Here is a 23,756-nt window from a genome sequence, read left to right as displayed (position 1 = left end):
TTGTCCGAAATCTGTCATAATGCACTGTTCCCTCGAGCGTAGTCGAGAGGTTATTTAGCTCAACAAACTTTAAATAGGGTCTCGACTACGCTCGACCTGACATTTTATTCTTGTTATAATACATTACGGATATTCAAAAAAACAAATAAAACCCTTTTGACGAGCTATAGTCAAAAGGGTTTTTACATACTAGCAATTTTTTTAATGTGCTATCATTTTTTTTTAGTCGGTAAGCATACTTCTATGTTAGCTACAACCAACCGAAGCGAAATCTCAAAACATCATTTTGATTTTATACCAATAGTTGGTATATTTAGAAAAATATTTTGGAATTATGGCTAAAAACACATCTATTTTACTTGGAGACTATTTTGACAATTTCATCAGTCGACAAATCAAAACTGGGAAATATTCTTCGGCAAGTGAAGTTGTAAGGGCTGCTTTGAGAATGTTTGAGAACGAAGAATCTAAAAAAACTGAACTTATCAAGGAACTTAAAAAGGGGGAGAAATCGGGTTTTGTGGAAAACTTTGACCGAAAAGAGCTTTTAAACAACCTCCATAAAAAGCATCTGACTAAATAATGGTCTACAAAATTAGTCAAGAGGCAAATCTAGACATTGAGAACATTTGGCTTTACACTTATAAAAGCTGGTCGCTCGAACAAGCGGACAGATACTTAAATCTGATAATGGACGAAGTTGAATATTTGGCTGAAAACCCCGAATCAGGAAAAGATTATGGACACCTTAGAAAAGTTTATTTCCGTTCTCGAGTAAAATCACATTTAATTTTCTACAAAATCAACCATAAAAAAGAAGAAATTGAAATAATAAGGATTCTGCATCAAAGAATGGATCTCGAATCTCTACTGGACGAATAAAAAATGGCTGTAGCTAACATTTTTAACTTCTTATATTTGCCAAAACCAAACCCGTATGCTCAACGTAAAAAATGTATCTTTTCAGTATAACGAAACTCCTATTTTAAAAAACATTAGTTTTTCACTTCAGAAGGGAGATCACTTATCGATTATTGGAGAGAGTGGTTCTGGAAAAAGTACCTTATTAAAAATTATCTACGGACTTTACCACCTTGAAAAAGGCAAACTTTTTTGGGATGAAAAACCTATGCTTGGCCCAAATTATAATATTGTACCAGGAGAACCTTTTATAAAATACGTAGCGCAAGATTACGATTTGATGCCTTTTATTACGGTGGAAGAAAACATCGGGAAGTTTCTGTCTAATTTCTATCCGAGGAAAAAGAAAAAACGTATTGCTGAGTTACTTGAATTGGTAGGAATGGAGACTTATGCAAAGGTTAAACCAACCGATTTAAGCGGCGGACAACAACAACGTGTAGCGTTGGCAAAGGCTTTGGCAAGAGAACCTGAATTGTTGTTGCTTGACGAACCTTTTAGCAACATCGATAATTTTAAAAAGAATAAACTCCGCAGAGATATTTTCACATATTTAAAACAAGAAAACATTGCCTGTATTACCGCCACGCATGATAATACTGACAGTCTTTCATATGCCGATTTTACAATGGTTCTAAAAGCAGGAAAAACGGTAGCATTTGAAACTCCAGAGACATTGTTCAATCAGCCTAAAAGTAAATACGTCGCTTCGTTGTTTGGAGAAGTTAATGAAGTGCCTTCAAACTTGTTATTTGCTGATAATTTTTCAACTAAAAAAGTTTTGCTTTATCCTCACGAACTCGAAATTGTTCCTTCTTCAGCAATAAAAGTAATTGTGAAAAATAGCTACTTCCAAGGAACACATTATTTAATCGAAGCTTTCAGAAAAAATAAAGCGTTTTTGTTTACACATCCAACCAATTTAGCAAAAAATACGGAAGTGTGCATTGCGCCACAAAAGGAAGTTTTAGCAGAAAGAGCGCAATAGTTTAAGATGTATATTGTGAATTCAATTATTTGATAATTCTTTCATTTTTGTCTTGACACAAAAACGAAACAAAAAAGTCAAGACTGATTTAAAAAGCATAAGAAAATCTACGGAACCCTCCTCCATAGATAAAAAGAACTCGCTACGCTCAAACAGCTTTTTATCTATCAGCCATACTGCTTCCTTGATTTTTAAAGCTTTTTAAAATAGGTCAGCTTAATTAAGTATTCAAAAATTTTCTGAGATAAAATGCAATAAAAAAGCCAACAGTTTTTAACTATAACTGTCGGCTTCTTACCTAAAACATAAATGTATTTTAACTCACAAAATGAGATTTATACGCATTTTGAATACCTGCTGAGTTGATTTACTCGGCTGGTTCAATATCTTCAGTAGCTTTTGTAAAAGTGTAGGTTACTGTAAATTGCTGACCGTTTAATTCTGCTAAACTATCAAAAGAATACGCAGTAAGATCGTCGTTAAACTCTACCGTACGCGTACTTTCAAAACACGAATTAAAAGTTATCGTCGACCCTGTTAACTTCCAAGTTCCGTCTAATCCATCGGTATACGAGCAGTTTAAACCTTCACTTTGTCCAATTTCGTACGAGAAAGTTCTGTCGGTATTGAAAATGTAAACAATATCGTTTTCACATTCGGTTTGTTGCATAAAAATATCGGTGCTTGGATTGTTTTCATTGTCATCGGTTAAATCGATTTCAATACTCGAAGTAAGCGCTGAAAGCTCCCAAGTTCCTGCCAAAAAGGCTTCGTTTTCCGTAAGTTCTCCCGTATAAGCTGGTGTACATGTAACACTGTTGTCGTCGTCCGAACAACCTACAAACAAAGCTGATAAAGCTAAAAATAGTGTTGTGGCAATTAATTTTCTTTTCTTCATTTAAAATGTAAACTTTTGTGTTTTCTATTTAATAGAAGCAAAAGCAAAGAAAAGGTTGCGTATAGAGGTGTTAATTTTTTTTCAGAAGAAAATAAAAAAGTGTAGCCGTTTAATAGATTTCTAAAATTTGTATGTTTTTTTGCTGAAAACTAAACTCACTTTGTGTTGATTTTCCGAGTAATAATTTCCCGATAGGAGCTTGTGCCGAGACGCAATACACCGTTGTGTTATCCATAGTAACAACGCCCAATGAAGTAGCAATAAAATAAATTCCGTTGGTAGTTTTAACTAAATTACCAATTTTTACAATTTCATTTTTCTCTTCGGAAGAAGGAGCGTCAAACCGTATTTTATGAAACGTATACAACATTGTTTCGGCATCTTTTAAACGTTCGCCAGCCTTTTCTCTTTCCAATTGCAACATAGCTCGCCCTGTTTCATGTTTATCGCCAGCGCTACTTTTAGTCTCCGATGCAAATGCTTCTTCAATCGATTTTATTGCCACTTGCGCAACTTGAAGACGCTTTTCTAAAAGTTCGTTACAATGCAAAATAAGCTGTTGTTTAATAGCGTTCATCATGTGTGTTTGGTTTTACTTCTTCTGAAGATTTAAACTTCCGTAGTTATTCATTTGACGCATAATCCATTGTTTTCGCGAAGCAATATAAGAAGTCTGCGGATTGGCTTTGTACTTTAATGGGTTTGGCAAAATTGCAGCAATGGCTGCGGCTTCTTGTTTGGAGAGTTTGGCAGCGCTTTTATGAAACCAATAATTTGAAGCAGCTTCGGCACCGTAAATTCCATTTCCCATTTCGATGCTATTTAAATACACCTCCAAGATACGCTCTTTACTCCAAAAAGTTTCAATTAAAAAAGTAAAGTACACCTCAAACCCTTTACGAATCCAACTGCGGCCAGGCCATAAAAAAACATTTTTTGCTGTTTGCTGACTAATGGTACTTGCGCCTCTTATTTTTTTCTTTTTAGATGAATTTTCTATCACCTTCTCAATAGCTTCGATATCAAAACCGCGATGAGCTTCAAACTTTTGGTCTTCACTACAAATTACTGCCAGTTGAAGATTAGAACTTATTTTATCGATACTCACCCATTGATGTTCCCATATAATAGGCTGGTCATTTTTTTGCTGCTGATAAGTGCGAATTACCATTAACGGCGTTACGGGCACAGGCACCCATTTGTAAAACAATACCCAAAAAATAGATATGGCTACAAACCAACAACAAACTTTTAAAAGAAATTTTATTATCCGCATAGTGTACAAAGCAAAAAAAGCCCGTATCAAATGTATAAAATTGATACGGGCTTTTAACTTATAAAGAAAGAAGTTTTAAGCTTCTTCTTGAGGTTTCATTTTAAAAGTTTCCATAAACTTAGTAGTGTAGTTACCAGCAATATAATCTGGCTCATCCATTAATTGTCTATGGAAGGGAATTGTAGTTTTAATTCCTTCAATTACGAACTCATCTAGCGCACGCTTCATTTTATTGATAGCTTCTTCTCTAGTTTGTGCCGTTGTAATAAGCTTCGCAATCATAGAGTCGTAGTTTGGCGGAATTATATAGCCGCTGTACACATGCGTATCTAAACGTACTCCGTGTCCTCCTGGAGCGTGTAATGTAGTAATTCTACCTGGTGAAGGTCTAAAGTCGTTGTAAGGATCTTCAGCATTAATTCTACATTCTATAGAGTGTAATTTTGGCGTATAGTTTTTACCAGAAATTGGCACTCCTGCCGCAACCAAAATTTGCTCACGTATTAAATCATAATCAATTACTTGTTCTGTAATTGGGTGTTCTACTTGGATACGAGTATTCATTTCCATGAAGTAGAAATTACGGTGTTTGTCTACCAAAAACTCAACAGTTCCTGCACCTTCATATTTAATATATTCTGATGCTTTTACTGCTGCTTTCCCCATTTTATCACGAAGTTCATCTGTCATAAATGGTGAAGGCGTTTCTTCTGTAAGTTTTTGATGGCGTCTTTGTACCGAGCAATCTCTTTCTGAAAGGTGACAAGCTTTTCCGAATTGATCTCCCACCACTTGAATTTCGATGTGACGAGGCTCTTCAATAAGCTTCTCCATATACATACCATCGTTTCCAAATGAAGCAGCTGCTTCTTGCTTGGCACTTTCGTATGCTTTTTGTAAATCTTCTTCTTTCCAAACGGCACGCATTCCTTTACCACCACCACCAGCAGTTGCTTTCAGCATAACAGGATACCCCATTTCTTTAGCCAACTTTTTGGTTTGCTCTAACGATTCTAAAAGTCCGTCAGAACCAGGTACAGTAGGTACTTTTGCAGCTTTCATGGTAGCTTTAGCACTTGCTTTGTCTCCCATTTTCTCAATCATCTCTGGGCTAGCACCAATAAATTTAATGCCATGCTCTTTACAGATTCTTGAAAAATTAGCATTTTCCGAAAGGAAACCATATCCTGGGTGAATAGCATCTGCATTGGTAATCTCTGCAGCAGCTATAATACTTGATATTTTAAGATACGAGTCTTTACTAGGTGCTGGACCGATACATACAGCCTCATCTGCAAAACGAACGTGTAAACTTTCTTCGTCTGCTTTTGAGTATACAGCAACCGTTTTAATACCCATCTCTTTGCAGGTTCTAATAACACGTAGTGCTATTTCTCCTCTGTTTGCGATCAATATTTTTTTAAACATCTGTGAAATTTTAAATTTTAAATTCTGATTTTTTGAATCCCTACAGAAGGTAGGCAGCTTGCCTTCTTCTGTAATTTATCATTCAAAATTTCTATGATGGATCTACTAAGAATAAAGGTTGATCGAACTCTACTGGAGAAGATTCGTCTACCAATACTTTTACGACTTTACCAGAAACTTCCGATTCTATCTCGTTGAAAAGTTTCATCGCTTCAATAATACACAATACATCTCCTTTACCGATAGTGTCTCCAACTTCAACAAAGTTTGGTTTGTCTGGTGAAGGTTTTCTGTAGAAAGTACCAATAATTGGCGATTTTACAGTGATGTATTTGCTGTCGTCTTCTGTAGCTGCTGGTGTTTTTACTTCTGCTTCTACTGGAGTTGCTGCAGGTTGAGGGGCAGCAATACCTTGTTGAGGCATTGGTTGATTCATCGGGATTTGCTGAACATAAGTAGTAGTCTCACCATTTTTGTCCTCAGATACTGTTTTAATAGTAATCTTTACATCCTCCATTTCAAGCTTTACTTCGCTTGCACCAGATTTTGCCACGAATTTGATTAAATTTTGAATCTCTTTTAAATCCATGATTGAGTTTTGTTAGTTTTTGAATTCTATTGTTTTCCGTTATATGCCCATTTTAAATAAATGGAACCCCAGGTAAATCCGCCTCCAAATGCAGCAAATATTAAATTGTCTCCTTTTTTAAGTTGCCCTTCGTAATCGTTAAGCAATAAAGGTAATGTTGCTGAAGTGGTATTACCGTATTTCTGTATATTAACCATTACTTTAGACGGATCGAGGTCCACACGGTTGGCAGTGGCATCAATAATACGCTTGTTAGCTTGATGCGGTACTAACCATTGGATATCGTCTTTGGTAAGGTTATTACGTGTCATTATTTTTTCTGCTACATCTGCCATATTAGATACGGCAAATTTAAATACTGTTTTACCATCTTGAAAAACATAGTGTTGTTTGTTTTTCACTGTTTCTTCAGATGCTGGTAATACAGATCCTCCGGCTTCGATTTTTAAATAATCTCTACCGATACCATCACTTCTTAAATATTCGTCTTGCAATCCAAGGCCTTCTTCATTTGGCTCAAAAAGTGCGGCTCCTGCGCCATCTCCAAATATAATACAAGTAGTTCTGTCGGTATAATCTATTATAGACGACATTTTATCGGCACCAATAAGGAGTATTTTTTTGTAACGACCAGCTTCTATGTAGCTAGCAGCGGTAGACATTCCGAATAAAAAGCTGGAACATGCTGCTTGTAAGTCGTATGAGAAAGCGTTGGTTGCTCCAATGCTTGAAGCTACGTATGCAGCAGTTGCTGCTACGGGTAGGTCGGGGGTTGCTGTGGCCACAATTACCATATCGATTTCTTGCGGGTTTGCGCCACTTTTTTGAAGGAGGTCTTCTGCTGCTTTAATAGCCATATATGAAGTTCCTTTTCCTTCTTCTTTTAATATATGCCTTTGTTTGATTCCAGTACGAGTGGTTATCCATTCGTCATTTGTATCAACCATAGTTTCCAACATCTTGTTGGTTAATACATGTTCAGGCACATATGCTCCTACAGCTGTAATAGCTGCTTTAAGTCTATTCATAATTCGCTTAGTTTTTATCAAAAACGGGCAAAATTCGATGAAAATTAATTCAAATTACTAATTTTTATTCGAATAGCGGTGCAAAATAGGGCGTTTTTGACTTATAGAAAAATTTTGAATAAAAAAACTCTCACTTCATGTGAGAGTTTTAACTTTTTGTAAAAGTTTTACCTTATGCTACTTCTTCAGTTGTGTTATCAATAAGAACTTGACCTCTGTAGTAAAGTTTACCTTCATGCCAGTGAGCTCTGTGATACACATGTTGCTCGCCCGTTGTTGGGTCTGTAGCTATTTGAGGAGCAGTAGCTTTGTAATGCGTTCTTCTCTTATCTCTTCTAGTGCTAGACTGTCTTCTTTTAGGATGTGCCATTTTTAAATCTTATTTATCCGTTAATAGTTTTTTCAATTGATCCCATCTTGGATCTGTTTCTCCGTCTTTACTTTCTTTTTTTTCTTTTGGTTGAAATGCTTCCAGTTTCTCTAAAATTTCTGTTGATAAAGTTCCGTCTTTTACACCGGGGTGTATTCTTTTGTTCGGAACCGATAAGACAATCATCTCATAAATATATTGTGCTACATTTATTTGATATTCGCCATGCGGAATGATGAGTACTTCTTCGTTTTCATCATTGTATTCCTCACCAAACTTTACCAACAAATGAAGTTTCCCCTTTATTTTTTGGTCGAAAGGCTCATTGGAAATATCGCAATAAACATTTACAAACCCTTTACTAGTAAAGGTTAACTCCAACATGTTGCTTTTTTTGTCTAAAACTAAATCTACATGCACATTGGCATCGTTAAATTCGTCAAACTCAAAAGCGTCAAAGAACTCTTGTTTTATTTCAAAGTTGAACTGGTGTTTTCCTTGTTTTAATCCTACAAAAGGAATGTCAAACTCCTTGAACTTCTTCATTTTAAACATCAGTTTTAAAAGCCTATACCTCAAGTATAAGGCGGGTGCAAAGATATAAATTTTTATTTATGATAATAATGTTATTAACTTTTTTTTGTTTATAACTATCAATTGGCGCATCGCTGTAGTTTGTTCAATACGAGAACACTAGAAAACACTAGTGTTTTAAAGCATTAAGCCGAGCAATGTAAAGGTCTAAATTTTATACCTAAGTTAAGGAATTTTATTACACAAATACGATTTCGGTTTAAAAAATAATATTATAGTAATGTAAATTTAGTTTCTTTCGGGTGTTTTTTTACTCAGCTTTTTTAATTGGTTTTTGGTGAGCTCTTGGTGCTCTTCACGGTTTTTAAATATTTGAATGGCCGCAAAAACAGCTTCTTCAAACGATTTGTGGTTAGCCTCTCCTTTCCCAGCTATTTCAAAAGCAGTTCCGTGGTCTGGAGAAGTGCGCACTTTGTTGAGTCCAGCAGTATAGTTTACTCCTTTTCCGAAGGAAAGTGTTTTAAAAGGTATAAGTCCTTGATCGTGATACGATGCCAAAATAGCGTCAAAATTATGATGCGCTCCTGCACCAAAAAAACTATCGGCAGCATATGGGCCGTACACCAATTTTCCACTATCGTTAATTTTTTGAATTGTTGGGCGCAACACCTCATCGTCTTCTTTTCCTATAACGCCATTATCGCCTGTATGCGGATTGATACCTAAGACTGCAATTTTTGGTTTTCTGATTTTAAAATCTTCAACAAGCGAATTGTAAATTTTATTCACCTTAGTTTCTACCAATTTTGCGGTTATTTTCTTGCTGATGTCTTTTACAGGAACATGATCGGTAAGCAAACCAACTTTTAAATCTTCGGTAACCATAAACATCAAAGCTTCACCGCCCAATTCTTTTGCCAAATAATCGGTATGTCCTGGAAACTTAAACTCGTCCGATTGTATGTTGTGCTTATTAATAGGCGCAGTTACCAATACATCTACTTCGTCGTTTTTGAGTGCCGCAACGGCCGCTTTCAACGATAAAAGTGCATATTTTCCTCCTTCAGAAGTTTCTTTACCAGGCTCAATATTTGGAGCTTCTTTCCAAACATTTACTACATTTAGCTTCCCTTCTACTGCTTTGTTAGCGCTATCGATACCGTTATACGCAATTTCCATTTTCAGCATTTTTCGTTGGTAATTAATCACCTTAGTCGATGCGAAAATTACAGGGGTACAAAACTCTAACATTCTAGGGTCTTCAAATGTTTTTAGAATTACTTCGCAACCTATTCCGTTTAAATCTCCTATAGAAATCCCTACTCTTATGCTATTATCTGTTCTCATACTGTTTGCTTTGTACGTGTAATCTTTTTTCTGCTGAAAATCCTTCTTTTTCGGATTCTGTAAAACTCCTATTGCAGATTGTTACGATCTTTAGTAGGTTTGTTTTACGGTATTCGACTAATGCCGAACACATGCAAATTTAATTAATAAATATAGAAATGTTTACGGGAATTATAGAAGAGTTGGCATTGGTTACCAAAATTACGAAAGAAGCTGATAATTTACACCTTACAGTAAAGAGCTCGATAACCAACGAATTGAAAATCGACCAAAGTGTAGCGCATAACGGAGTGTGCTTAACTGTAGTCGCTATTAATGGAGATGAATATACCGTAACGGCAATTAAAGAAACGCTCGATAAAACTGCCTTAGGAAAACTAAAAGTTGGCGACGAAATTAACCTTGAGCGTGCCATGAAAATGGGGACACGCCTTGACGGACACATCGTACAAGGCCATGTAGACCAAACCGCAATTTGCGATAAAATTGTTGAAGAAAACGGAAGCTGGCGCTTTACATTTGTGTACGATGCTTCTAAAAATAACGTAACTATCGAAAAAGGATCTATTACAATAGATGGCACCAGCTTAACTGTGGTAGATTCTAAAATCAACGAATTTAGCGTCGCTATTATTCCATATACTTTTGAGCATACCCGCTTTAAAAACTATAAAGTTGGCGACGAAGTAAACTTAGAATTCGATGTAATTGGAAAATATGTTGCGCGATTAATGCAACTTCAATAAGCTTTATTACTAAATCTTAAATTTGGTGTAGTTTAGGCATAATTGTTGTTAATAAAAAACACATGCGACTACCACTACTTTTATTTTTTTGCGTACAGTTCACCATGGCGCAAAACCAATTGCGATCGAAGCTTTTAGACAGTGCTACCAATGCGCCAATTGAGTTTGCCGATGTGTACAACTACAATAATTACACCACCACAAATGCCGACGGTTCTTTTTTATTTACTTCGGAAAAAGACTCTGTTTTTATAAAGTACCTAGGTTACAAACCTATTAGGTCGACTTTTACCGCTTTAAATAAGCAAGACATTATTTATATGGTTGAAGAAACTTACGAACTCGAACCTGTAATAGTTTCTACCAAAAAAAGCATTTATAAAAACATTGTCGATCAAATAGAAAGTAACTATGCTTTATTTCCATACGAAGAACGATTTACGTTACGTGCTTTTTTAAAGAAAAACGATACTGTTTTAAAACTACAAGACCTTACCGGAAAGTTAAGACGAAAACAATTATTTGGCACCGAAGAGCAACCCATGCCTAGAAAAAACTACGAAGTCGAACTTTTAAATATGCGAAAAGCTGGTTTAAAAGAAGAAGATGTAGAGTTTATGTTGGGCGATTTTCCAAAAATTTTAGACTGGTTTATCTTACATGCAAAACTAAAAGAAGATAAATATGACATTAAAACAGGCGCAATAAATGACACTGTAAATCTTGTAGAATTTACCGTAAAAGACTCTATTGTAAATGCAACTTTCAGTAACAACAAAGGGTATTTAAAGGTAAACTCTAAAAACAATGCAATGTTAGAAAACTACTTAATTTTAGAAAGAAACACTGCCAAATACGAAAAAACATGGATATATAAATACAGAACCACATTTATGAAAATGCATGCTTTTTACGAGAAGGCAAGCAATAAAAAGTACTTTTTAAAAAATGCAAAAGTAGAAGCAAACGTAGAAGTTATAAATACTGAAACTAATAAAACAGACATTTACAACTGTAGTTACATTATTACCACTCAAGACAACTTTAAGGAATTAAATACTAAAAGAAACGTATCAATTAATCGAGATATTTTTAAACTGAAATATCCGTACAATCCTGCTTTTTGGGATGGACAAAACGAATTGCTTTTAACAGAAGAAATGCTCGAATTTTTAAAAACAGTAAATGCTGATGAAAATGAATATCGTGCTGTTTCAAACTTGAAATAGCATGAGGGATTGAGCGGCTTGTTTGAGCTCTCCAAACGGTAGTTTGGAAGCGAGTAGCGAAAGCCCGACCCGCAAGGGGCATGCCAAAAAAATTAAGCTGCCTTAAAAATTATTGCTTGAATTTAATAACCCTTAAGACAGCTTAATTAGTTATAAAGTGAAGTTTTTACTGAAAACCCTATCGAGTTAACCTTGAAGTAGTTTTACAACGTCTTTTGCGAAATAAGTTGCAATGATATCGGCGCCAGCTCTTTTAATAGCAAGGGTTTGCTCGATAACAACAGCATCGTGGTCGAGCCATCCTTTTTCAGCAGCAGCTTTTATCATGGCGTATTCGCCGCTCACTTGGTAAACAGCAACTGGAACTTCAAAGTTGTTTTTTATATCTCGAACAATGTCTAGGTAGCACAGGCCTGGTTTTACCATTACAATATCTGCACCTTCATCGATATCCATTTGCGTTTCCCTTAAAGCTTCGGTGCGATTGGCAGCATCCATTTGATATGTTTTTTTGTCTTTCGGAATGTCTTTTGCATCTACAGGAGCAGAGTCTAGTGCATCGCGAAATGGACCATAAAATGCAGAGGCATATTTGGCGCTGTAACTCATGATACCCGTGTTTGTGAAGCCCTCGTTCTCGAGGGTTTCGCGCATTTTTAAAATTCTACCATCCATCATATCGCTAGGCGCTACAAAATCGGCACCTGCTTGCGCATGAGAAAGCGCCATTTTAGACAACACTTCCGAAGAAGCATCATTTAAAATTTGTCCGTTTTCAACAATCCCATCGTGACCGTAGGCAGAATACGGATCGAGCGCAACATCGGTCATCACCAACATTTCTGGCACTGCATTTTTAACCGTTTTTACTGCACGTTGCATGAGTCCGTTTGGATTAAGAGCTTCTGTACCTTTGTTATCTTTTAAGTTTTCGGGAACTTTTACAAAAAGTAAAACCGATTTCAACCCTAAGCTCCATAATTCTTTCACTTCTTTTTCGAGCAGGTCCAAACTATACCTAAAATAATTTGGCATCGATGCAATTTCTTCTTTTATATTTTTCCCTTCAACTACAAAAAGTGGCACCAAAAAATCGTTTGGCGTAATGATAGTTTCTTGAACTAAACTACGAATTGCAGGGTTTGTGCGTAGACGTCTATTTCTTCTTAACGGATACATATTTTTATATTTATTTTCACTCACAAAGTGAGGTTTATAGTATTTCGACGCAAGCGTCGAAATGTTATTAAGCAATTTATTTTTTTCCAGCTACAACGAGTACAAATTCACCTCTTGGAGCAGTGTTTTCAAAATGTGTAATTAACTCTTTTGCTGTTCCTCTCAGGGTTTCTTCATGAAGTTTGCTTAGCTCTCTTGAAACTGAAACTTGCCTGTCTTCTTCAAAATATGTAGCAAAATCATTTAAGGTTTTTAAAAGTTTGTGTGGCGATTCGTAAAAAACCATGGTACGTGTTTCTTCAGCTAAAAATTTTAACCGTGTTTGCCTTCCTTTTTTTACAGGAAGAAATCCTTCAAAAACAAACTTATCATTCGGAAGTCCACTATTTACAAGTGCAGGCACAAAAGCCGTTGCGCCTGGAAGGCATTCTACCAGAATACCATTTTCAATACACGAACGCGTGAGCAAAAATCCAGGATCGGAAATTGCAGGTGTTCCAGCATCGCTAATTAAAGCTACCGTTGTACCGCTTAAAATTTTTTGACATATTCCTTCAACCATTTTATGCTCGTTGTGCATATGGTGACTTTGCATCGGAGTTTGTACTTCGAGGTGTTTTAATAATTTTCCACTGGTACGTGTATCTTCAGCAAGAATTAAATCGACTTCTTTTAGAATTCGAATGGCACGTAAAGTAATGTCTTCTAAGTTGCCAATGGGCGTAGGTACAATATATAATTTTGACATACGAAAGTTTGTAGCAAAGGTAAAAAAGAAATTTCTCTAAATTGCTTTTACGCTTTTATAATCCACGGACGAACTTGTTTTCCTAAAAAATAAGAAAGCGCCCATAATACCAACGCAATAATTGCACCTCCTTGTTCGCCGTCGCCAATAGTATAGTGCGCAAAAAATGCGAGTACAAAATTAAAAAACATCCCTGCGTAAGCCCATTCTTTTAGCACTCCTTTTATTGGGGCTAACAAAGCAATAATTGCTAATACTTTCCCGATAATAAGTACATAAATAAGGTGTGCTGGGTAATTATACGATGCCAACATTTCTTGCACCATTGTAAACTTTGAGAGGTAATTAAAAACTGCAAAGCTTAAAAATGCAGCTAAAAGACCTGTGGCTATCCAATAAAGAATTTTTTTAATTTTCATCTATAGTCTAGTTTGTAGTTTGCATTACGAAAATTTCTTTTCAATAAGTTCGTAAAAACGAGTCTCGTAAATTTCTTTTCCTTCCCAATTGTTGTAGTCGGGTTTTATCATTCCGTTTACAAATTGTTTTACTTCTTCGGAAGAATTCATTGTGTTTATTTGCGAAATCACACGGATATAATCTTCGTTACTTCCTTGGAACAAATGCTTTACAAACGCCAATTTATCGTTCAATCCAATTGCTAAACCTGGGTTTAGTTGATCGTTTAGAGAGCGTTGCTTTTTCTCGGTAATTACGGTATTTGTATTCGTGAATTTTGGTGTTACCGTATCCATGTCTCTTTTTACAAAAGTTGGATCGGGGGTAATTCCAGCTAAAAGGTCGTCGAGTGTTTCTCCGCCTGGCATTTCTTGCACCAAGTCTTTAATACTATCCATAACAGGCGTCATTATAGCTTCTTCCTCTGCATTGGGGTTGGTTTCTGGCACATCGGAGTTTCCTTTGAGCACCGCATTTGCCAATTCTTCAAACTTATCGGCAATTTCATTTCTTCCAGTTGTAGGCTGTAAAATTCCGAAGTGATCTTCAATATATTTAAGCAACGTTAGTTTTTCATACAATTTTTGAGATTCTTTTTGCAAGGCATTTAAATCTTCCTTTCCGCTCAATTTTAAAATTCTATGTGCGATACTAACAAGTTCTGCTTCTAATTTCTTTCTCATGATGCTATGGCTATAAACGGTTCTAAAATTACTAAATATTTAGATGAATTTAATCGTAAAACTACGCTTAAAAGATACTCATTTTTTATCATTTTAGCTTTATAAACTGGTATTAAAACTTTCTAAAACAACCTCAGTTTGATATAAATGTCAATATATAGGAGTCTTAGCTATATGAATTTCAGATATTTAATTAAACTTTCATTTTTAACTCACAAAAAACATTTTTTATTGGTGTTCGTTGATGTGCTTCGCAGTTGTCCTGACACAAAAACGAAACAAACCTGCCTACGGAAGGCAGGAAAGTCAATACTACTTTAATTACATTTTCAGTATGTTTACACTAAATTAAAATACTATTCGGATGAATTTCATCTGTATAGCTTTTATAATTTTGAGAAGAAAACACTCATTTTTTTCATCTAAAAAGAAGATATAAAACAGATTAACTAGTAGTCGCTATTTTTTGTTGATATTATTTCGGCATTCTTAAATTCAACTTTAAATATTTGCTTAAGTTTGTTTAGTTTTTCTAGACAAAGAAGTTTCTATTCTTTTCAGTACAGAAAATTACAACATGTTTCTCGAAAATACAGTAAATCATAAAGAGCAATTTGGCTGGATAGAGGTCATCTGCGGGTCGATGTTTTCCGGTAAAACGGAAGAACTTATCCGTAGGCTCAAACGCGCCCAATTTGCAAAACAAAAAGTTGAGATTTTTAAACCTGCCGTAGATGTTCGATACGACGACGAAATGGTGGTTTCGCACGACGCCAACGAAATTCGGTCGACTCCCGTTCCTGCTGCTGCCAATATTAGGCTTTTGGCCGACGGTTGCGATGTAGTTGGAATTGATGAAGCTCAGTTTTTTGATGATGAAATTGTATCGGTTTGTAACGATTTAGCAAACAAAGGCATTCGCGTTGTTGTTGCTGGTTTGGATATGGATTTTAAAGGCAATCCTTTTGGTCCCATGCCTGCACTTATGGCAACAGCCGAATATGTTACCAAAGTACACGCTATTTGTACACGCACTGGAAATCTTGCAAATTATAGCTTTAGAAAATCAACCAACGATAAATTGGTGCTTTTAGGAGAAACTGAAGAATACGAACCGCTAAGTCGCGCTGCATTTTTTAAAGCAATGCTTAGAGAAAAGGTGCAAAAAATAGAAGTAAACGACCCTGAAGAAATACTTCCTAAAGAAAGTGAAAAACAACATGACGATGACGAAAATTCAGGAAACCACGCTCGAAATTAGCCTCGGAGCATTACAAAATAACATCACCTTTTTACGTTCTAAAATACGCCCAACAACCAAATTTATGGCTGTTGTAAAAGCTTATGCCTACGGAAGTGACGCCCAACAAGTGGCGCTGTTTTTAGAAAAACAGCAAGTAGATTATTTTGCTGTTGCCTATACCGACGAAGGAATTGCACTGCGAAATGCCGGAGTTACCAAACCTATTTTGGTATTGCACCCGCTACCAGTACATTTTCATGAAATTATTGCTTACAAACTAGAGCCCAGCCTCTATAACAAATATGTTTTTGATGCTTTTTTAGAGGCTTCAAAAAACGAAACAAACTATCCTGTTCATTTAAAATTTAATACCGGACTTAACCGTTTAGGATTTACTGCGGAAGAAATTCCTGAGCTACTTTCTGCATTAGAAAAACATTCAAATCTTCAGGTGGCTTCTGTATTTTCACATTTGGGAGCGTCGGAAGATTTAAATGAAAAGACTTTTACACTTCAGCAAATAAAAGATTTTAAAGAAGTTTCAGCGCAATTAAACTCAAAACTTTCTTATAAACCTTTGTTTCATATCTTAAACACCTCTGGAATTTTAAACTATGCCGAAGAAGCGCAGTTTGACATGGTACGTAGCGGTATTGGGTTGTATGGTTTTGGCAACGACCCTCAGTACAATCATCATTTTAAAAATGTAGTTTCTTTAAAAAGTGTAATTTCTCAAATTCACCACATTCAGCCCAACCAAAGTATTGGTTACAACAAAGGACATATTGCCAAAACGGCTATGAAAACAGCTACAATTCCACTTGGACACGCCGACGGCATAAGCAGACAGTACGGCAAAGGGAAAGCATTTTTAACGGTTAATGGCAAGCAGTGCCCAATTGTTGGTAATGTTTGTATGGATATGTTAATGATAGATATAACTGGTGTTGATTGCCACGAAGGCGACGAAGTGCTTATTTTTGGAACGCAACCAACAGCTAGTGCGTTTGCCTCAACCGCAGGAACAATTTCTTACGAATTGCTCACTGCAATTTCCCAACGTGTACGAAGAAAAGTAGTTTCGTAGGTTTTATTCTGAAAACAATTAGTGTTTTTTCTGCGGTTATTTTACGTAAAACACTACACAACAACAACTTAATATTTATTTTTTTCTGCTGAAGTATTTGATTGTTTAGAAAATCGTCAGTCAAAAAAAATTTATATATTTATTGACACTAATCAAGTACATATTCAACATGGGATTTTTTAAAGATTTTAAGTCTTTCTTACTCAAGGGAGACATTGTAAACTTAGCCACAGCAGTAATTGTTGGTGGGGCATTTGGTAAAATTGTAACTTCTTTTACGAAAGATATTTTAATGCCTCCTATCGGGATGCTTTTGGGTGGTGTAAAATTTGAAGAATTAAAGTATGTTTTAAAAGACGCCGTTGTAGAAGGCGACAAAGTTGTTACGGAAGCAGTGAGCATTAATTACGGTTTATTTATCCAAACTATTATGGATTTTGTAATTATTGGTTTCTGTATTTTCATGATTTTAAAAGCATACGAAAACTCTAAAAAGAAAGAAGAGGAAGCTCCAGCAGCACCTGCAGGACCTACTACAGAAGAACTTCTTGCTGAAATTAGAGACGAATTAAAAAAGCAAAACACAAAATAGTACAATCCCTTTGTGGGAAACCGCTACACTTGTTTAATTTAAACCATCCGGTATTGGATGGTTTTTTTTATGGAAATACAAAAACAGTAATTTTTATAACAATTTGTTATATTTTTTTGAATTTTAATTATTTAGGTTGTACACCAGTGAATATTAATTACTTTTGTCATTCAAAATTTAAAAATGAAAACAGGAGACTGTATAAAATTTTAATTTTCGTCAAACTGAGCTTGACTCAGTTTCTCATCTAGTTAAAAACTAATATGATGAGATTCTGAAATAAATTCAGAATGACACTATTAGAACTTTTTACACAGCCTTTTTTAAACACGATAAAAAATGAAAATAGCCGTTGTAGGAGCCACCGGAATGGTTGGAGAAGTTATGCTAAAAGTACTAGAGGAACGCAATTTCCCTATTACTGAATTATTATTGGTTGCATCAGAGCGTTCTGTTGGAAAAGAACTTTCTTATAAAGGAAACACCTATAAAGTAATTGGATTAAGCGATGCAGTTGCTGCCAAACCAGAAATTGCTATTTTTTCTGCTGGAGGAAGTACTTCGTTGGAGTGGGCTCCAAAATTTGCTGAAGTTGGCACAACGGTAATCGATAATTCTTCGGCTTGGCGAATGGACCAAACCAAAAAATTGGTAGTTCCAGAAATCAATGCAAAAGAACTTACCAAAGACGATAAAATTATTGCAAATCCAAACTGTTCTACCATCCAGTTGGTAATGGCTTTGGCTCCACTACACAAGCAATATAAAATGAAACGTGTTGTTGTTTCTACTTACCAATCTATTTCTGGAACTGGAGTAAAAGCAGTACAACAGCTCGAAAACGAATTGGCAGGTGTTGAAGGCGAAATGGCGTACCCTTACCCTATCAACAGAAATGCATTACCACATTGCGATGTTTTCGAAGAGAATGGATACACTAAAGAAGAAATGAAATTGGCGCGTGAGCCTCAAAAAATATTAAACGACAAAACCTTTGCTGTTTCTGCTACGGCTGTTAGAATCCCTACTTCTGGTGGACATTCAGAGTCGGTTAACGTACAGTTTGAAAACGATTTCACTTTGGCAGATATCCGTCGCATTTTAAACGACACTCCAGGAGTTGTGGTGCAAGATAATCCAGACACCAATACGTATCCGATGCCAATTTATGCACACGATAAAGACGATGTTTTTGTGGGAAGAATTCGTAGAGACGAGTCGCAACCAAATACATTAAACATGTGGATTGTAGCTGATAATCTTCGAAAAGGTGCCGCAACCAACGCAGTACAAATTGCAGAATATTTAGTAGAAAACAATTTGGTTTAAGAATTACAGACTAAAAAATGTTAAAAAAGCTTCAAATAATCTTCTATTTGAAGCTTTTTTGGTTAAATTCCCTTCGCTAATTACAAACCCAAGGAAAAGTGCAACCAATCGGTTCCAGCTGTCCTTCAAAATTCAACAAAATAAAAAATGAAAAAACTAATCACTTGTGTAGTGGTGGCAGGAATTTTAGGTTCTTGCGATACTACAGAAACTAAAAAAGACCTTACATTGAAGTATCCTGCAACTAAAAAAGTAGACACTGTAAACACTTATTTTGGCGAGGAAGTAAAAGACCCTTATCGATGGTTGGAAGACGACCGCTCTGAAGAAACTGCTACTTGGGTTAAAAACGAAAACGAAGTTACCTTTGGTTATTTAGAGAAAATACCTTTTCGCGAACAACTTAAAGAGCGCTTAGAACAATTGTGGAATTACGAAAAAATTGGCGCTCCATTTAAAGAAGGAGATTACACCTATTTTTATAAAAATAACGGGTTGCAAAATCAATATGTGGTATATCGTAAAAAAGGAGACGATGGTGCCGAAGAAGTATTTTTAGACCCGAATACGTTTTCTGAAGACGGAACAACATCCTTAGGCGGATTGAGTTTTTCAAAAAGCGGAAAAATTGCTGCGTATTCTATTTCTGAAGGTGGAAGCGATTGGCGTAAAGTAATTATTAAAGATGCTGAAACTAAAGAAATTATTGAAGACACTTTGGTGGATGTAAAGTTTAGCGGACTTTCTTGGAAAGGCGACGAAGGATTCTTCTATTCGAGTTACGACAAACCAAAAGGAAGCGAGCTTTCAGCAAAAACAGATCAGCATAAATTGTACTACCACAAACTCGGCACTGCACAAAAAGACGATCAACTTATCTTTGGAGGAACAGCAGCTGAAAAACACCGTTATGTTGGTGGAAATGTTACAGAAGACGATCGTTATTTATTAATCAGCGCCTCGGTTTCGACTTCTGGAAACAAACTATTCATTAAAGATTTAACGCAAGAGAACGCTCCTTTAGTTCCTATTATTGAAACTACGGAAAGCGACACTTATGTTATCGAAAACGAAGGTTCTAAATTGTATTTGGTAACCAACTTAAATGCACCAAACAAAAAAATTGTAACGGCAGATGCTTCAAATCCTTCACCAGAAAATTGGGTAGATTTTATTGCTGAAACAGAAAACGTGTTAAGTCCGAGTACAGGAAGCGGATATTTCTTTGCTGAATATATGGTTGACGCAGTTTCGCAAGTAAAACAATATGATTATAACGGAAAACTTGTCCGTGAAGTAAAACTACCAGGCATCGGAAGCGTTGGCGGTTTTGGAGGTAAAAAAGAGGCAGATGTGCTTTACTATTCATTTACCAATTATAGCACTCCAGGAAGTACTTACGCATACAATCCAGAAACAGGAACTTCAGATGTATATTGGACTCCAGAAATCAATTTTAACAGCAACGATTTTGAGTCGAAGCAAGTATTTTACACTTCAAAAGACGGCACAAAAGTACCTATGATAATTACCTATAAAAAAGGTTTAGAACTTAACGGTAAAAACCCAACTATTTTATACGGTTACGGTGGATTCAACATCAGTTTAACACCTTCATTTAGCACGGCTATGGCTGTTTGGTTAGAGCAAGGTGGTGTGTATGCAGTACCAAATTTAAGAGGTGGTGGTGAATACGGTAAAAAATGGCACGATGCAGGAACAAAACTTCAAAAGCAAAATGTATTTGACGACTTTATCGCTGCTGGAGAATACCTTATCAAAGAAAATTATACTTCTTCAGATTACTTAGCAATCCGCGGAGGTTCTAACGGAGGGTTATTAGTTGGTGCAACCATGACGCAACGCCCAGATTTAATGAAAGTTGCATTACCTGCTGTGGGTGTACTCGATATGTTACGTTACCACACTTTTACTGCTGGAGCAGGATGGGCATACGACTATGGAACTGCCGAAGACAATAAAGAAATGTTTGAGTATTTAAAAGCATATTCACCTGTTCACAACGTAAAAGAAGGTGTAAAATACCCTGCAACAATGGTTACTACTGGAGATCATGATGATCGTGTAGTGCCTGCGCACAGTTTTAAATTTGCTGCTGAATTACAAGAAAAACAAACAGGAAACAACCCAGTACTTATTAGAATTGAAACTAATGCTGGACACGGAGCTGGAACTCCTGTAAGTAAAACTATCGATCAGTATGCTGATATTTTCGGATTTACGCTTTACAATATGGGCTATGAAGAATTGCCTAACAAAGCTGTTTTAAAAGAATTTAAAAAGTAATTTTTTACTGAAGTAAATTATCTCGGAGCATTTAAATATCGAGTAAATTAAGAAATGAAAAAATCCAAGGTTTTGAAAACCTTGGATTTTTTTTATCTATTATTTTCGTTTTTAAGAATTTCAATATCATGAAGAATCTGCTCGATATCTTCAGGTTTTGTACCATCGTAAAATCCACGGATACGCTTTTTAGTATCTACTAGCACAAAATTTTCAGTGTGAATCATATCAAAAGGTCCGCCATCACCAACAGTTTTAACTGCCAAATAACTTTTTCGAGCTAGATTGTAAATCTGTTTTTTATCGCCCGTAAGCATATTCCATTTAGAGTCGATTACCCCTTTTTCGAGAGCGTAAGTTTTGAGTCGGGGTACAGAATCGATTTGCGGAGTTACCGAAAAAGACAAGAGTTTAACTTCGTTATCGTTTTTTAATTGATCTTGAAGAATCACCATATTATCAGTCATCATCGGGCAAATGGTAAGGCAAGTGGTAAAAAAGAAATCGGCTACATAAATTTTTCCTTCGTAATCAGCTTCAGTAATGGTATCTCCGTTTTGATTAACAAGTTTAAAAGGTGCAATTTTATGATCTTTTCGGATGTATTGAACATCCGAAGCAACCAACTCTGGATTCACCATAGAAGGTTCGTAAATTGGTAATCGCTCCTTTGGTTTTAAAGCCCAATAAATAAGACTTATAATAACTACCGAAAGCAGAAAAAGCGTGATGAAAAAATATTTGTATTTGCTAAAAAGTTGCAACATAACCCTTTGGTTTTCGATTACAAAAATACAACAATGGCAAGGAAAAACGAGTGTTTTATCATAAATCGGTCTTAAAACCTAAGCTTCATTTGTTTTTGATTGTGGTAAGTAGATGGAAAACATTACTTTTGTGCGATTTGAAAATGAAAACAATTTTATGAGTCCAATTTTAGTTAAGGCTATTCAACTTTTTTTAAGTTTATCTATACTTATTATTTTACACGAATTAGGTCATTTTATCCCAGCCAAAATTTTTAAAACTCGTGTTGAGAAATTCTTTTTATTCTTTGATGTAAAATTTTCTTTGTTCAAGAAGAAAATCGGCGAAACCGAGTACGGTATCGGATGGTTGCCTTTGGGAGGATATGTAAAAATATCAGGAATGATAGATGAAAGCATGGACAAAGAGCAAATGGCACAACCACCTCAGCCGTGGGAGTTCCGTTCAAAACCAGCTTGGCAACGCCTTATTATAATGTTGGGTGGTGTAACCGTAAATTTATTGCTTGGATTTTTTATCTATGCCATGGTTTTGTATGCTTGGGGAAGCAATGAAGTTTCGCAAGATGCACTTCCAAACGGTTTTTCAGTAGTAAAACAATTGGAGCAATACGGTTTTAAAAACGGTGATAAAATTTTAAAAATAGACGGAGAAAAACCGGACAACATTTTAGATGTAAGCCGTTTGATGGTGGTTAGAGGTGTTTCTCAAATGGAAGTAAAACATGCTAACGGAAAGACAGAAGTTTTAAACTTACCTGATTCTCTTGGAACCTATCTTTACAAAGAAGGTGTTATTCATCCGCTTACGCCACGTATTGAACCAGTACTCGACAGCATTGTTGCAGACACCCCTGCCGGACTTGCAGGACTTCAGCAAAACGATAGAATTGTTTCAGTAGACGGACAAGCAATTAACTTTTGGGATGAATTTACTACGAAAGTAAAATACAACGAAGTTAAACCACTTAGTTTAGTTATTGAAAGAAACAAAACAACCGACACGTTAACTATTACACCTTCGGAAGACCATACCATTGGAGTGTATCCTAAATCGCCATTAAACAACATTAAGGTCACAAAAAAGAGCTACTCGTTGGCAGAAGCAATACCTGCAGGAATTAACTACGGATATTGGACATTAAGAGATTATATAAGCTCTATGAAGTTTTTATTTACCAAAAAAGGAGCTACTGAAGTTGGAGGTTTTGGTACCATTGCAAAATTGTTTCCAGACACTTGGGACTGGCAAGGATTTTGGCTTTCTACGGCCTTTATATCTATTATTCTGGCGTTTATGAACATTCTACCTATTCCAGCTTTAGATGGTGGGCATGTAATGTTCTTATTATACGAAATGATTACTGGACGGAAGCCAAGTGAAAAATTCTTAGAATATGCACAAATGATTGGTTTCTTTATATTAATTGCATTACTTTTGTACGCCAACGGAAACGACCTTTACAAGGCGATTTTCAAATAAAACAAAAAAAATAATTTTTTGTTTGGTGTAAAGAAAAAAACATATATATTTGCATCCGCAAAACAGGAATAAAAGTTTGCAAAGCGCCACACAGTAAGGCATGCGAGCAACACAAAACATAAATTCCTCCTTAGCTCAGTTGGTTAGAGCATCTGACTGTTAATCAGAGGGTCCTTGGTTCGAGCCCAAGAGGGGGAGCAAATTCAAATCCAGTCTACAAAATAGACTGGATTTTTTGCTTTGTATAGGTCTTTCAAGTGATTACTAAATAGCTCTAAAAGGCAAAACCCTTATTCTTCTTTTAAAAAAAGGTTACAAATTAGGCAACATGACTGATTCAATTAAAGACACCTCTAGAACTTCAGCTATTCTATATAATATATACAAAACAACATTCTTCAAAAGAAGCACTACTTTGTACGTACATACATTTTTCAGCATCAGAAAACTAAACAATTATCTTGTAATCGATTACATTAATTTTTACATTTGTGTAATTTGCAGTATAAAATCCAATAAAAACTA

At 35.7% G+C, this 23,756-nt stretch carries 25 protein-coding genes and 1 tRNA gene; 12 read left to right on the top strand and 14 right to left on the bottom strand.

Annotation, left to right across the window (positions count from 1 at the left end):
* The first annotated feature begins 334 nt into the window (after window positions 1–334).
* From JMA43_RS03525 to JMA43_RS03515, 3 genes are read left to right on the top strand one after another with little or no spacing between them, the layout of a single operon-like run.
* A complete protein-coding gene (locus tag JMA43_RS03525) occupies window positions 335–583 on the top strand; it encodes a type II toxin-antitoxin system ParD family antitoxin (RefSeq protein WP_342154986.1) in 249 nt (82 codons plus the stop codon).
* Window positions 583–882, top strand: coding sequence for a type II toxin-antitoxin system RelE/ParE family toxin (locus JMA43_RS03520; protein ID WP_342154985.1), 300 nt, complete (start codon window positions 583–585; stop codon window positions 880–882). The genes JMA43_RS03525 and JMA43_RS03520 overlap by 1 nt, the downstream gene beginning before the upstream one ends.
* Before the next feature lie 55 nt (window positions 883–937).
* Window positions 938–1,909 carry an ABC transporter ATP-binding protein gene (locus tag JMA43_RS03515; protein WP_342154984.1) on the top strand — a complete coding sequence of 324 codons (972 nt, stop codon included), beginning with the start codon at window positions 938–940 and terminating at the stop codon, window positions 1,907–1,909.
* A gap of 367 nt (window positions 1,910–2,276) precedes the next feature.
* Here JMA43_RS03515 and JMA43_RS03510 read toward each other — a convergent pair whose 3' ends face one another.
* From JMA43_RS03510 to pdxA, 9 genes are all read right to left on the bottom strand, one after another.
* Entirely contained in the window at window positions 2,277–2,807 is a 531-nt protein-coding gene (locus tag JMA43_RS03510; protein ID WP_342154983.1) for a DUF5004 domain-containing protein, read from the bottom strand.
* Between the two features lie 109 nt (window positions 2,808–2,916).
* Window positions 2,917–3,387 carry a 3-oxoacyl-ACP synthase gene (locus JMA43_RS03505; protein ID WP_342154982.1) on the bottom strand — a complete coding sequence of 157 codons (471 nt, stop codon included), beginning with the start codon at window positions 3,385–3,387 and terminating at the stop codon, window positions 2,917–2,919.
* 12 nt (window positions 3,388–3,399) lie between these two features.
* Window positions 3,400–4,083, bottom strand: a complete 684-nt coding sequence (gene mtgA, locus JMA43_RS03500) for a monofunctional biosynthetic peptidoglycan transglycosylase (protein WP_342154981.1) — start codon at window positions 4,081–4,083, stop codon at window positions 3,400–3,402.
* Between the two features lie 75 nt (window positions 4,084–4,158).
* Window positions 4,159–5,511 carry an acetyl-CoA carboxylase biotin carboxylase subunit gene (accC, locus tag JMA43_RS03495; protein WP_342154980.1) on the bottom strand — a complete coding sequence of 451 codons (1,353 nt, stop codon included), beginning with the start codon at window positions 5,509–5,511 and terminating at the stop codon, window positions 4,159–4,161.
* 91 nt (window positions 5,512–5,602) lie between these two features.
* Window positions 5,603–6,100 carry an acetyl-CoA carboxylase biotin carboxyl carrier protein gene (gene accB / locus JMA43_RS03490; protein WP_342154979.1) on the bottom strand — a complete coding sequence of 166 codons (498 nt, stop codon included), beginning with the start codon at window positions 6,098–6,100 and terminating at the stop codon, window positions 5,603–5,605.
* 26 nt (window positions 6,101–6,126) lie between these two features.
* Complete coding sequence (locus JMA43_RS03485; protein ID WP_342154978.1) at window positions 6,127–7,128, bottom strand: beta-ketoacyl-ACP synthase III; 1,002 nt, start codon at window positions 7,126–7,128, stop codon at window positions 6,127–6,129.
* Between the two features lie 172 nt (window positions 7,129–7,300).
* Window positions 7,301–7,498, bottom strand: a complete 198-nt coding sequence (gene rpmF / locus JMA43_RS03480; RefSeq protein WP_277900021.1) for a 50S ribosomal protein L32 — start codon at window positions 7,496–7,498, stop codon at window positions 7,301–7,303.
* 9 nt (window positions 7,499–7,507) lie between these two features.
* Entirely contained in the window at window positions 7,508–8,044 is a 537-nt protein-coding gene (locus JMA43_RS03475; protein WP_342154977.1) for a YceD family protein, read from the bottom strand.
* Between the two features lie 276 nt (window positions 8,045–8,320).
* Complete coding sequence (gene pdxA, locus JMA43_RS03470; protein ID WP_342154976.1) at window positions 8,321–9,379, bottom strand: 4-hydroxythreonine-4-phosphate dehydrogenase PdxA; 1,059 nt, start codon at window positions 9,377–9,379, stop codon at window positions 8,321–8,323.
* A gap of 158 nt (window positions 9,380–9,537) precedes the next feature.
* On the opposite strand from pdxA, the gene JMA43_RS03465 reads away from it, so the two are divergent.
* Both JMA43_RS03465 and JMA43_RS03460 read left to right on the top strand, forming a co-directional pair.
* Complete coding sequence (locus tag JMA43_RS03465; protein ID WP_342154975.1) at window positions 9,538–10,125, top strand: riboflavin synthase; 588 nt, start codon at window positions 9,538–9,540, stop codon at window positions 10,123–10,125.
* 62 nt (window positions 10,126–10,187) lie between these two features.
* Window positions 10,188–11,354 (top strand): hypothetical protein, encoded by a 1,167-nt coding sequence (locus JMA43_RS03460; RefSeq protein WP_342154974.1) that lies wholly within the window; start codon window positions 10,188–10,190, stop codon window positions 11,352–11,354.
* A 186-nt stretch (window positions 11,355–11,540) separates the two neighbouring features.
* On the opposite strand, the gene hemB is transcribed toward JMA43_RS03460, so the two are convergent.
* From hemB to JMA43_RS03440, 4 genes are all read right to left on the bottom strand, one after another.
* Window positions 11,541–12,533, bottom strand: coding sequence for a porphobilinogen synthase (gene hemB, locus JMA43_RS03455; protein ID WP_342155098.1), 993 nt, complete (start codon window positions 12,531–12,533; stop codon window positions 11,541–11,543).
* A gap of 76 nt (window positions 12,534–12,609) precedes the next feature.
* Window positions 12,610–13,281, bottom strand: a complete 672-nt coding sequence (rsmI, locus tag JMA43_RS03450; protein ID WP_342154972.1) for a 16S rRNA (cytidine(1402)-2'-O)-methyltransferase — start codon at window positions 13,279–13,281, stop codon at window positions 12,610–12,612.
* A gap of 47 nt (window positions 13,282–13,328) precedes the next feature.
* Window positions 13,329–13,700, bottom strand: coding sequence for a DoxX family protein (locus tag JMA43_RS03445; RefSeq protein ID WP_342154970.1), 372 nt, complete (start codon window positions 13,698–13,700; stop codon window positions 13,329–13,331).
* Window positions 13,701–13,724: 24 nt separating this feature from the next.
* Window positions 13,725–14,423: a hypothetical protein gene (locus tag JMA43_RS03440; RefSeq protein WP_342154968.1), complete on the bottom strand. Its 699-nt coding sequence runs from the start codon at window positions 14,421–14,423 to the stop codon at window positions 13,725–13,727.
* A gap of 577 nt (window positions 14,424–15,000) precedes the next feature.
* Here JMA43_RS03440 and JMA43_RS03435 point away from each other — a divergent pair.
* The 5 genes from JMA43_RS03435 (at window position 15,001) to JMA43_RS03415 (ending at window position 20,981) form a co-directional block, all read left to right on the top strand.
* Window positions 15,001–15,684, top strand: a complete 684-nt coding sequence (locus tag JMA43_RS03435; RefSeq protein WP_342154967.1) for a thymidine kinase — start codon at window positions 15,001–15,003, stop codon at window positions 15,682–15,684.
* The gene (gene alr / locus JMA43_RS03430) at window positions 15,650–16,753 is read left to right on the top strand and encodes an alanine racemase (protein ID WP_342154965.1); all 1,104 of its coding nucleotides are present in this window, start codon (window positions 15,650–15,652) and stop codon (window positions 16,751–16,753) included. Before JMA43_RS03435 ends, alr begins: the two co-directional genes overlap by 35 nt.
* A gap of 169 nt (window positions 16,754–16,922) precedes the next feature.
* Window positions 16,923–17,345: a large-conductance mechanosensitive channel protein MscL gene (gene mscL / locus JMA43_RS03425; RefSeq protein WP_342154963.1), complete on the top strand. Its 423-nt coding sequence runs from the start codon at window positions 16,923–16,925 to the stop codon at window positions 17,343–17,345.
* Between the two features lie 339 nt (window positions 17,346–17,684).
* Window positions 17,685–18,674 carry an aspartate-semialdehyde dehydrogenase gene (locus tag JMA43_RS03420; RefSeq protein WP_342154961.1) on the top strand — a complete coding sequence of 330 codons (990 nt, stop codon included), beginning with the start codon at window positions 17,685–17,687 and terminating at the stop codon, window positions 18,672–18,674.
* A gap of 147 nt (window positions 18,675–18,821) precedes the next feature.
* Window positions 18,822–20,981, top strand: coding sequence for a prolyl oligopeptidase family serine peptidase (locus tag JMA43_RS03415; protein ID WP_342154960.1), 2,160 nt, complete (start codon window positions 18,822–18,824; stop codon window positions 20,979–20,981).
* A 92-nt stretch (window positions 20,982–21,073) separates the two neighbouring features.
* Here JMA43_RS03415 and JMA43_RS03410 read toward each other — a convergent pair whose 3' ends face one another.
* Window positions 21,074–21,748: an SCO family protein gene (locus JMA43_RS03410; RefSeq protein ID WP_342154959.1), complete on the bottom strand. Its 675-nt coding sequence runs from the start codon at window positions 21,746–21,748 to the stop codon at window positions 21,074–21,076.
* A 157-nt stretch (window positions 21,749–21,905) separates the two neighbouring features.
* On the opposite strand from JMA43_RS03410, the gene rseP reads away from it, so the two are divergent.
* A complete protein-coding gene (rseP, locus tag JMA43_RS03405) occupies window positions 21,906–23,231 on the top strand; it encodes an RIP metalloprotease RseP (RefSeq protein ID WP_342154957.1) in 1,326 nt (441 codons plus the stop codon).
* A gap of 124 nt (window positions 23,232–23,355) precedes the next feature.
* A tRNA-Asn gene (locus tag JMA43_RS03400) sits at window positions 23,356–23,429 on the top strand.
* Window positions 23,430–23,756: the final 327 nt, after the last annotated feature.

This window comes from Joostella sp. CR20, from assembly GCF_038433465.1.
Lineage (GTDB): Bacteria > Bacteroidota > Bacteroidia > Flavobacteriales > Flavobacteriaceae > Galbibacter.
This window is presented reverse-complemented; position numbering and strand designations above follow the sequence as displayed.

What these genes read in the sequence shown, in the direction of transcription:
- JMA43_RS03525 (WP_342154986.1), top strand. Translation starts at nt 335, where the DNA reads ATGGCTAAAAACACATCTATTTTACTTGGAGACTATTTTGACAATTTC.
- JMA43_RS03520 (WP_342154985.1), top strand. Translation starts at nt 583, where the DNA reads ATGGTCTACAAAATTAGTCAAGAGGCAAATCTAGACATTGAGAACATT.
- JMA43_RS03515 (WP_342154984.1), top strand. Translation starts at nt 938, where the DNA reads ATGCTCAACGTAAAAAATGTATCTTTTCAGTATAACGAAACTCCTATT.
- JMA43_RS03510 (WP_342154983.1), bottom strand. Translation starts at nt 2,807, where the DNA reads ATGAAGAAAAGAAAATTAATTGCCACAACACTATTTTTAGCTTTATCA.
- JMA43_RS03505 (WP_342154982.1), bottom strand. Translation starts at nt 3,387, where the DNA reads ATGATGAACGCTATTAAACAACAGCTTATTTTGCATTGTAACGAACTT.
- mtgA (WP_342154981.1), bottom strand. Translation starts at nt 4,083, where the DNA reads ATGCGGATAATAAAATTTCTTTTAAAAGTTTGTTGTTGGTTTGTAGCC.
- accC (WP_342154980.1), bottom strand. Translation starts at nt 5,511, where the DNA reads ATGTTTAAAAAAATATTGATCGCAAACAGAGGAGAAATAGCACTACGT.
- accB (WP_342154979.1), bottom strand. Translation starts at nt 6,100, where the DNA reads ATGGATTTAAAAGAGATTCAAAATTTAATCAAATTCGTGGCAAAATCT.
- JMA43_RS03485 (WP_342154978.1), bottom strand. Translation starts at nt 7,128, where the DNA reads ATGAATAGACTTAAAGCAGCTATTACAGCTGTAGGAGCATATGTGCCT.
- rpmF (WP_277900021.1), bottom strand. Translation starts at nt 7,498, where the DNA reads ATGGCACATCCTAAAAGAAGACAGTCTAGCACTAGAAGAGATAAGAGA.
- JMA43_RS03475 (WP_342154977.1), bottom strand. Translation starts at nt 8,044, where the DNA reads ATGAAGAAGTTCAAGGAGTTTGACATTCCTTTTGTAGGATTAAAACAA.
- pdxA (WP_342154976.1), bottom strand. Translation starts at nt 9,379, where the DNA reads ATGAGAACAGATAATAGCATAAGAGTAGGGATTTCTATAGGAGATTTA.
- JMA43_RS03465 (WP_342154975.1), top strand. Translation starts at nt 9,538, where the DNA reads ATGTTTACGGGAATTATAGAAGAGTTGGCATTGGTTACCAAAATTACG.
- JMA43_RS03460 (WP_342154974.1), top strand. Translation starts at nt 10,188, where the DNA reads ATGCGACTACCACTACTTTTATTTTTTTGCGTACAGTTCACCATGGCG.
- hemB (WP_342155098.1), bottom strand. Translation starts at nt 12,533, where the DNA reads ATGTATCCGTTAAGAAGAAATAGACGTCTACGCACAAACCCTGCAATT.
- rsmI (WP_342154972.1), bottom strand. Translation starts at nt 13,281, where the DNA reads ATGTCAAAATTATATATTGTACCTACGCCCATTGGCAACTTAGAAGAC.
- JMA43_RS03445 (WP_342154970.1), bottom strand. Translation starts at nt 13,700, where the DNA reads ATGAAAATTAAAAAAATTCTTTATTGGATAGCCACAGGTCTTTTAGCT.
- JMA43_RS03440 (WP_342154968.1), bottom strand. Translation starts at nt 14,423, where the DNA reads ATGAGAAAGAAATTAGAAGCAGAACTTGTTAGTATCGCACATAGAATT.
- JMA43_RS03435 (WP_342154967.1), top strand. Translation starts at nt 15,001, where the DNA reads ATGTTTCTCGAAAATACAGTAAATCATAAAGAGCAATTTGGCTGGATA.
- alr (WP_342154965.1), top strand. Translation starts at nt 15,650, where the DNA reads ATGACGAAAATTCAGGAAACCACGCTCGAAATTAGCCTCGGAGCATTA.
- mscL (WP_342154963.1), top strand. Translation starts at nt 16,923, where the DNA reads ATGGGATTTTTTAAAGATTTTAAGTCTTTCTTACTCAAGGGAGACATT.
- JMA43_RS03420 (WP_342154961.1), top strand. Translation starts at nt 17,685, where the DNA reads ATGAAAATAGCCGTTGTAGGAGCCACCGGAATGGTTGGAGAAGTTATG.
- JMA43_RS03415 (WP_342154960.1), top strand. Translation starts at nt 18,822, where the DNA reads ATGAAAAAACTAATCACTTGTGTAGTGGTGGCAGGAATTTTAGGTTCT.
- JMA43_RS03410 (WP_342154959.1), bottom strand. Translation starts at nt 21,748, where the DNA reads ATGTTGCAACTTTTTAGCAAATACAAATATTTTTTCATCACGCTTTTT.
- rseP (WP_342154957.1), top strand. Translation starts at nt 21,906, where the DNA reads ATGAGTCCAATTTTAGTTAAGGCTATTCAACTTTTTTTAAGTTTATCT.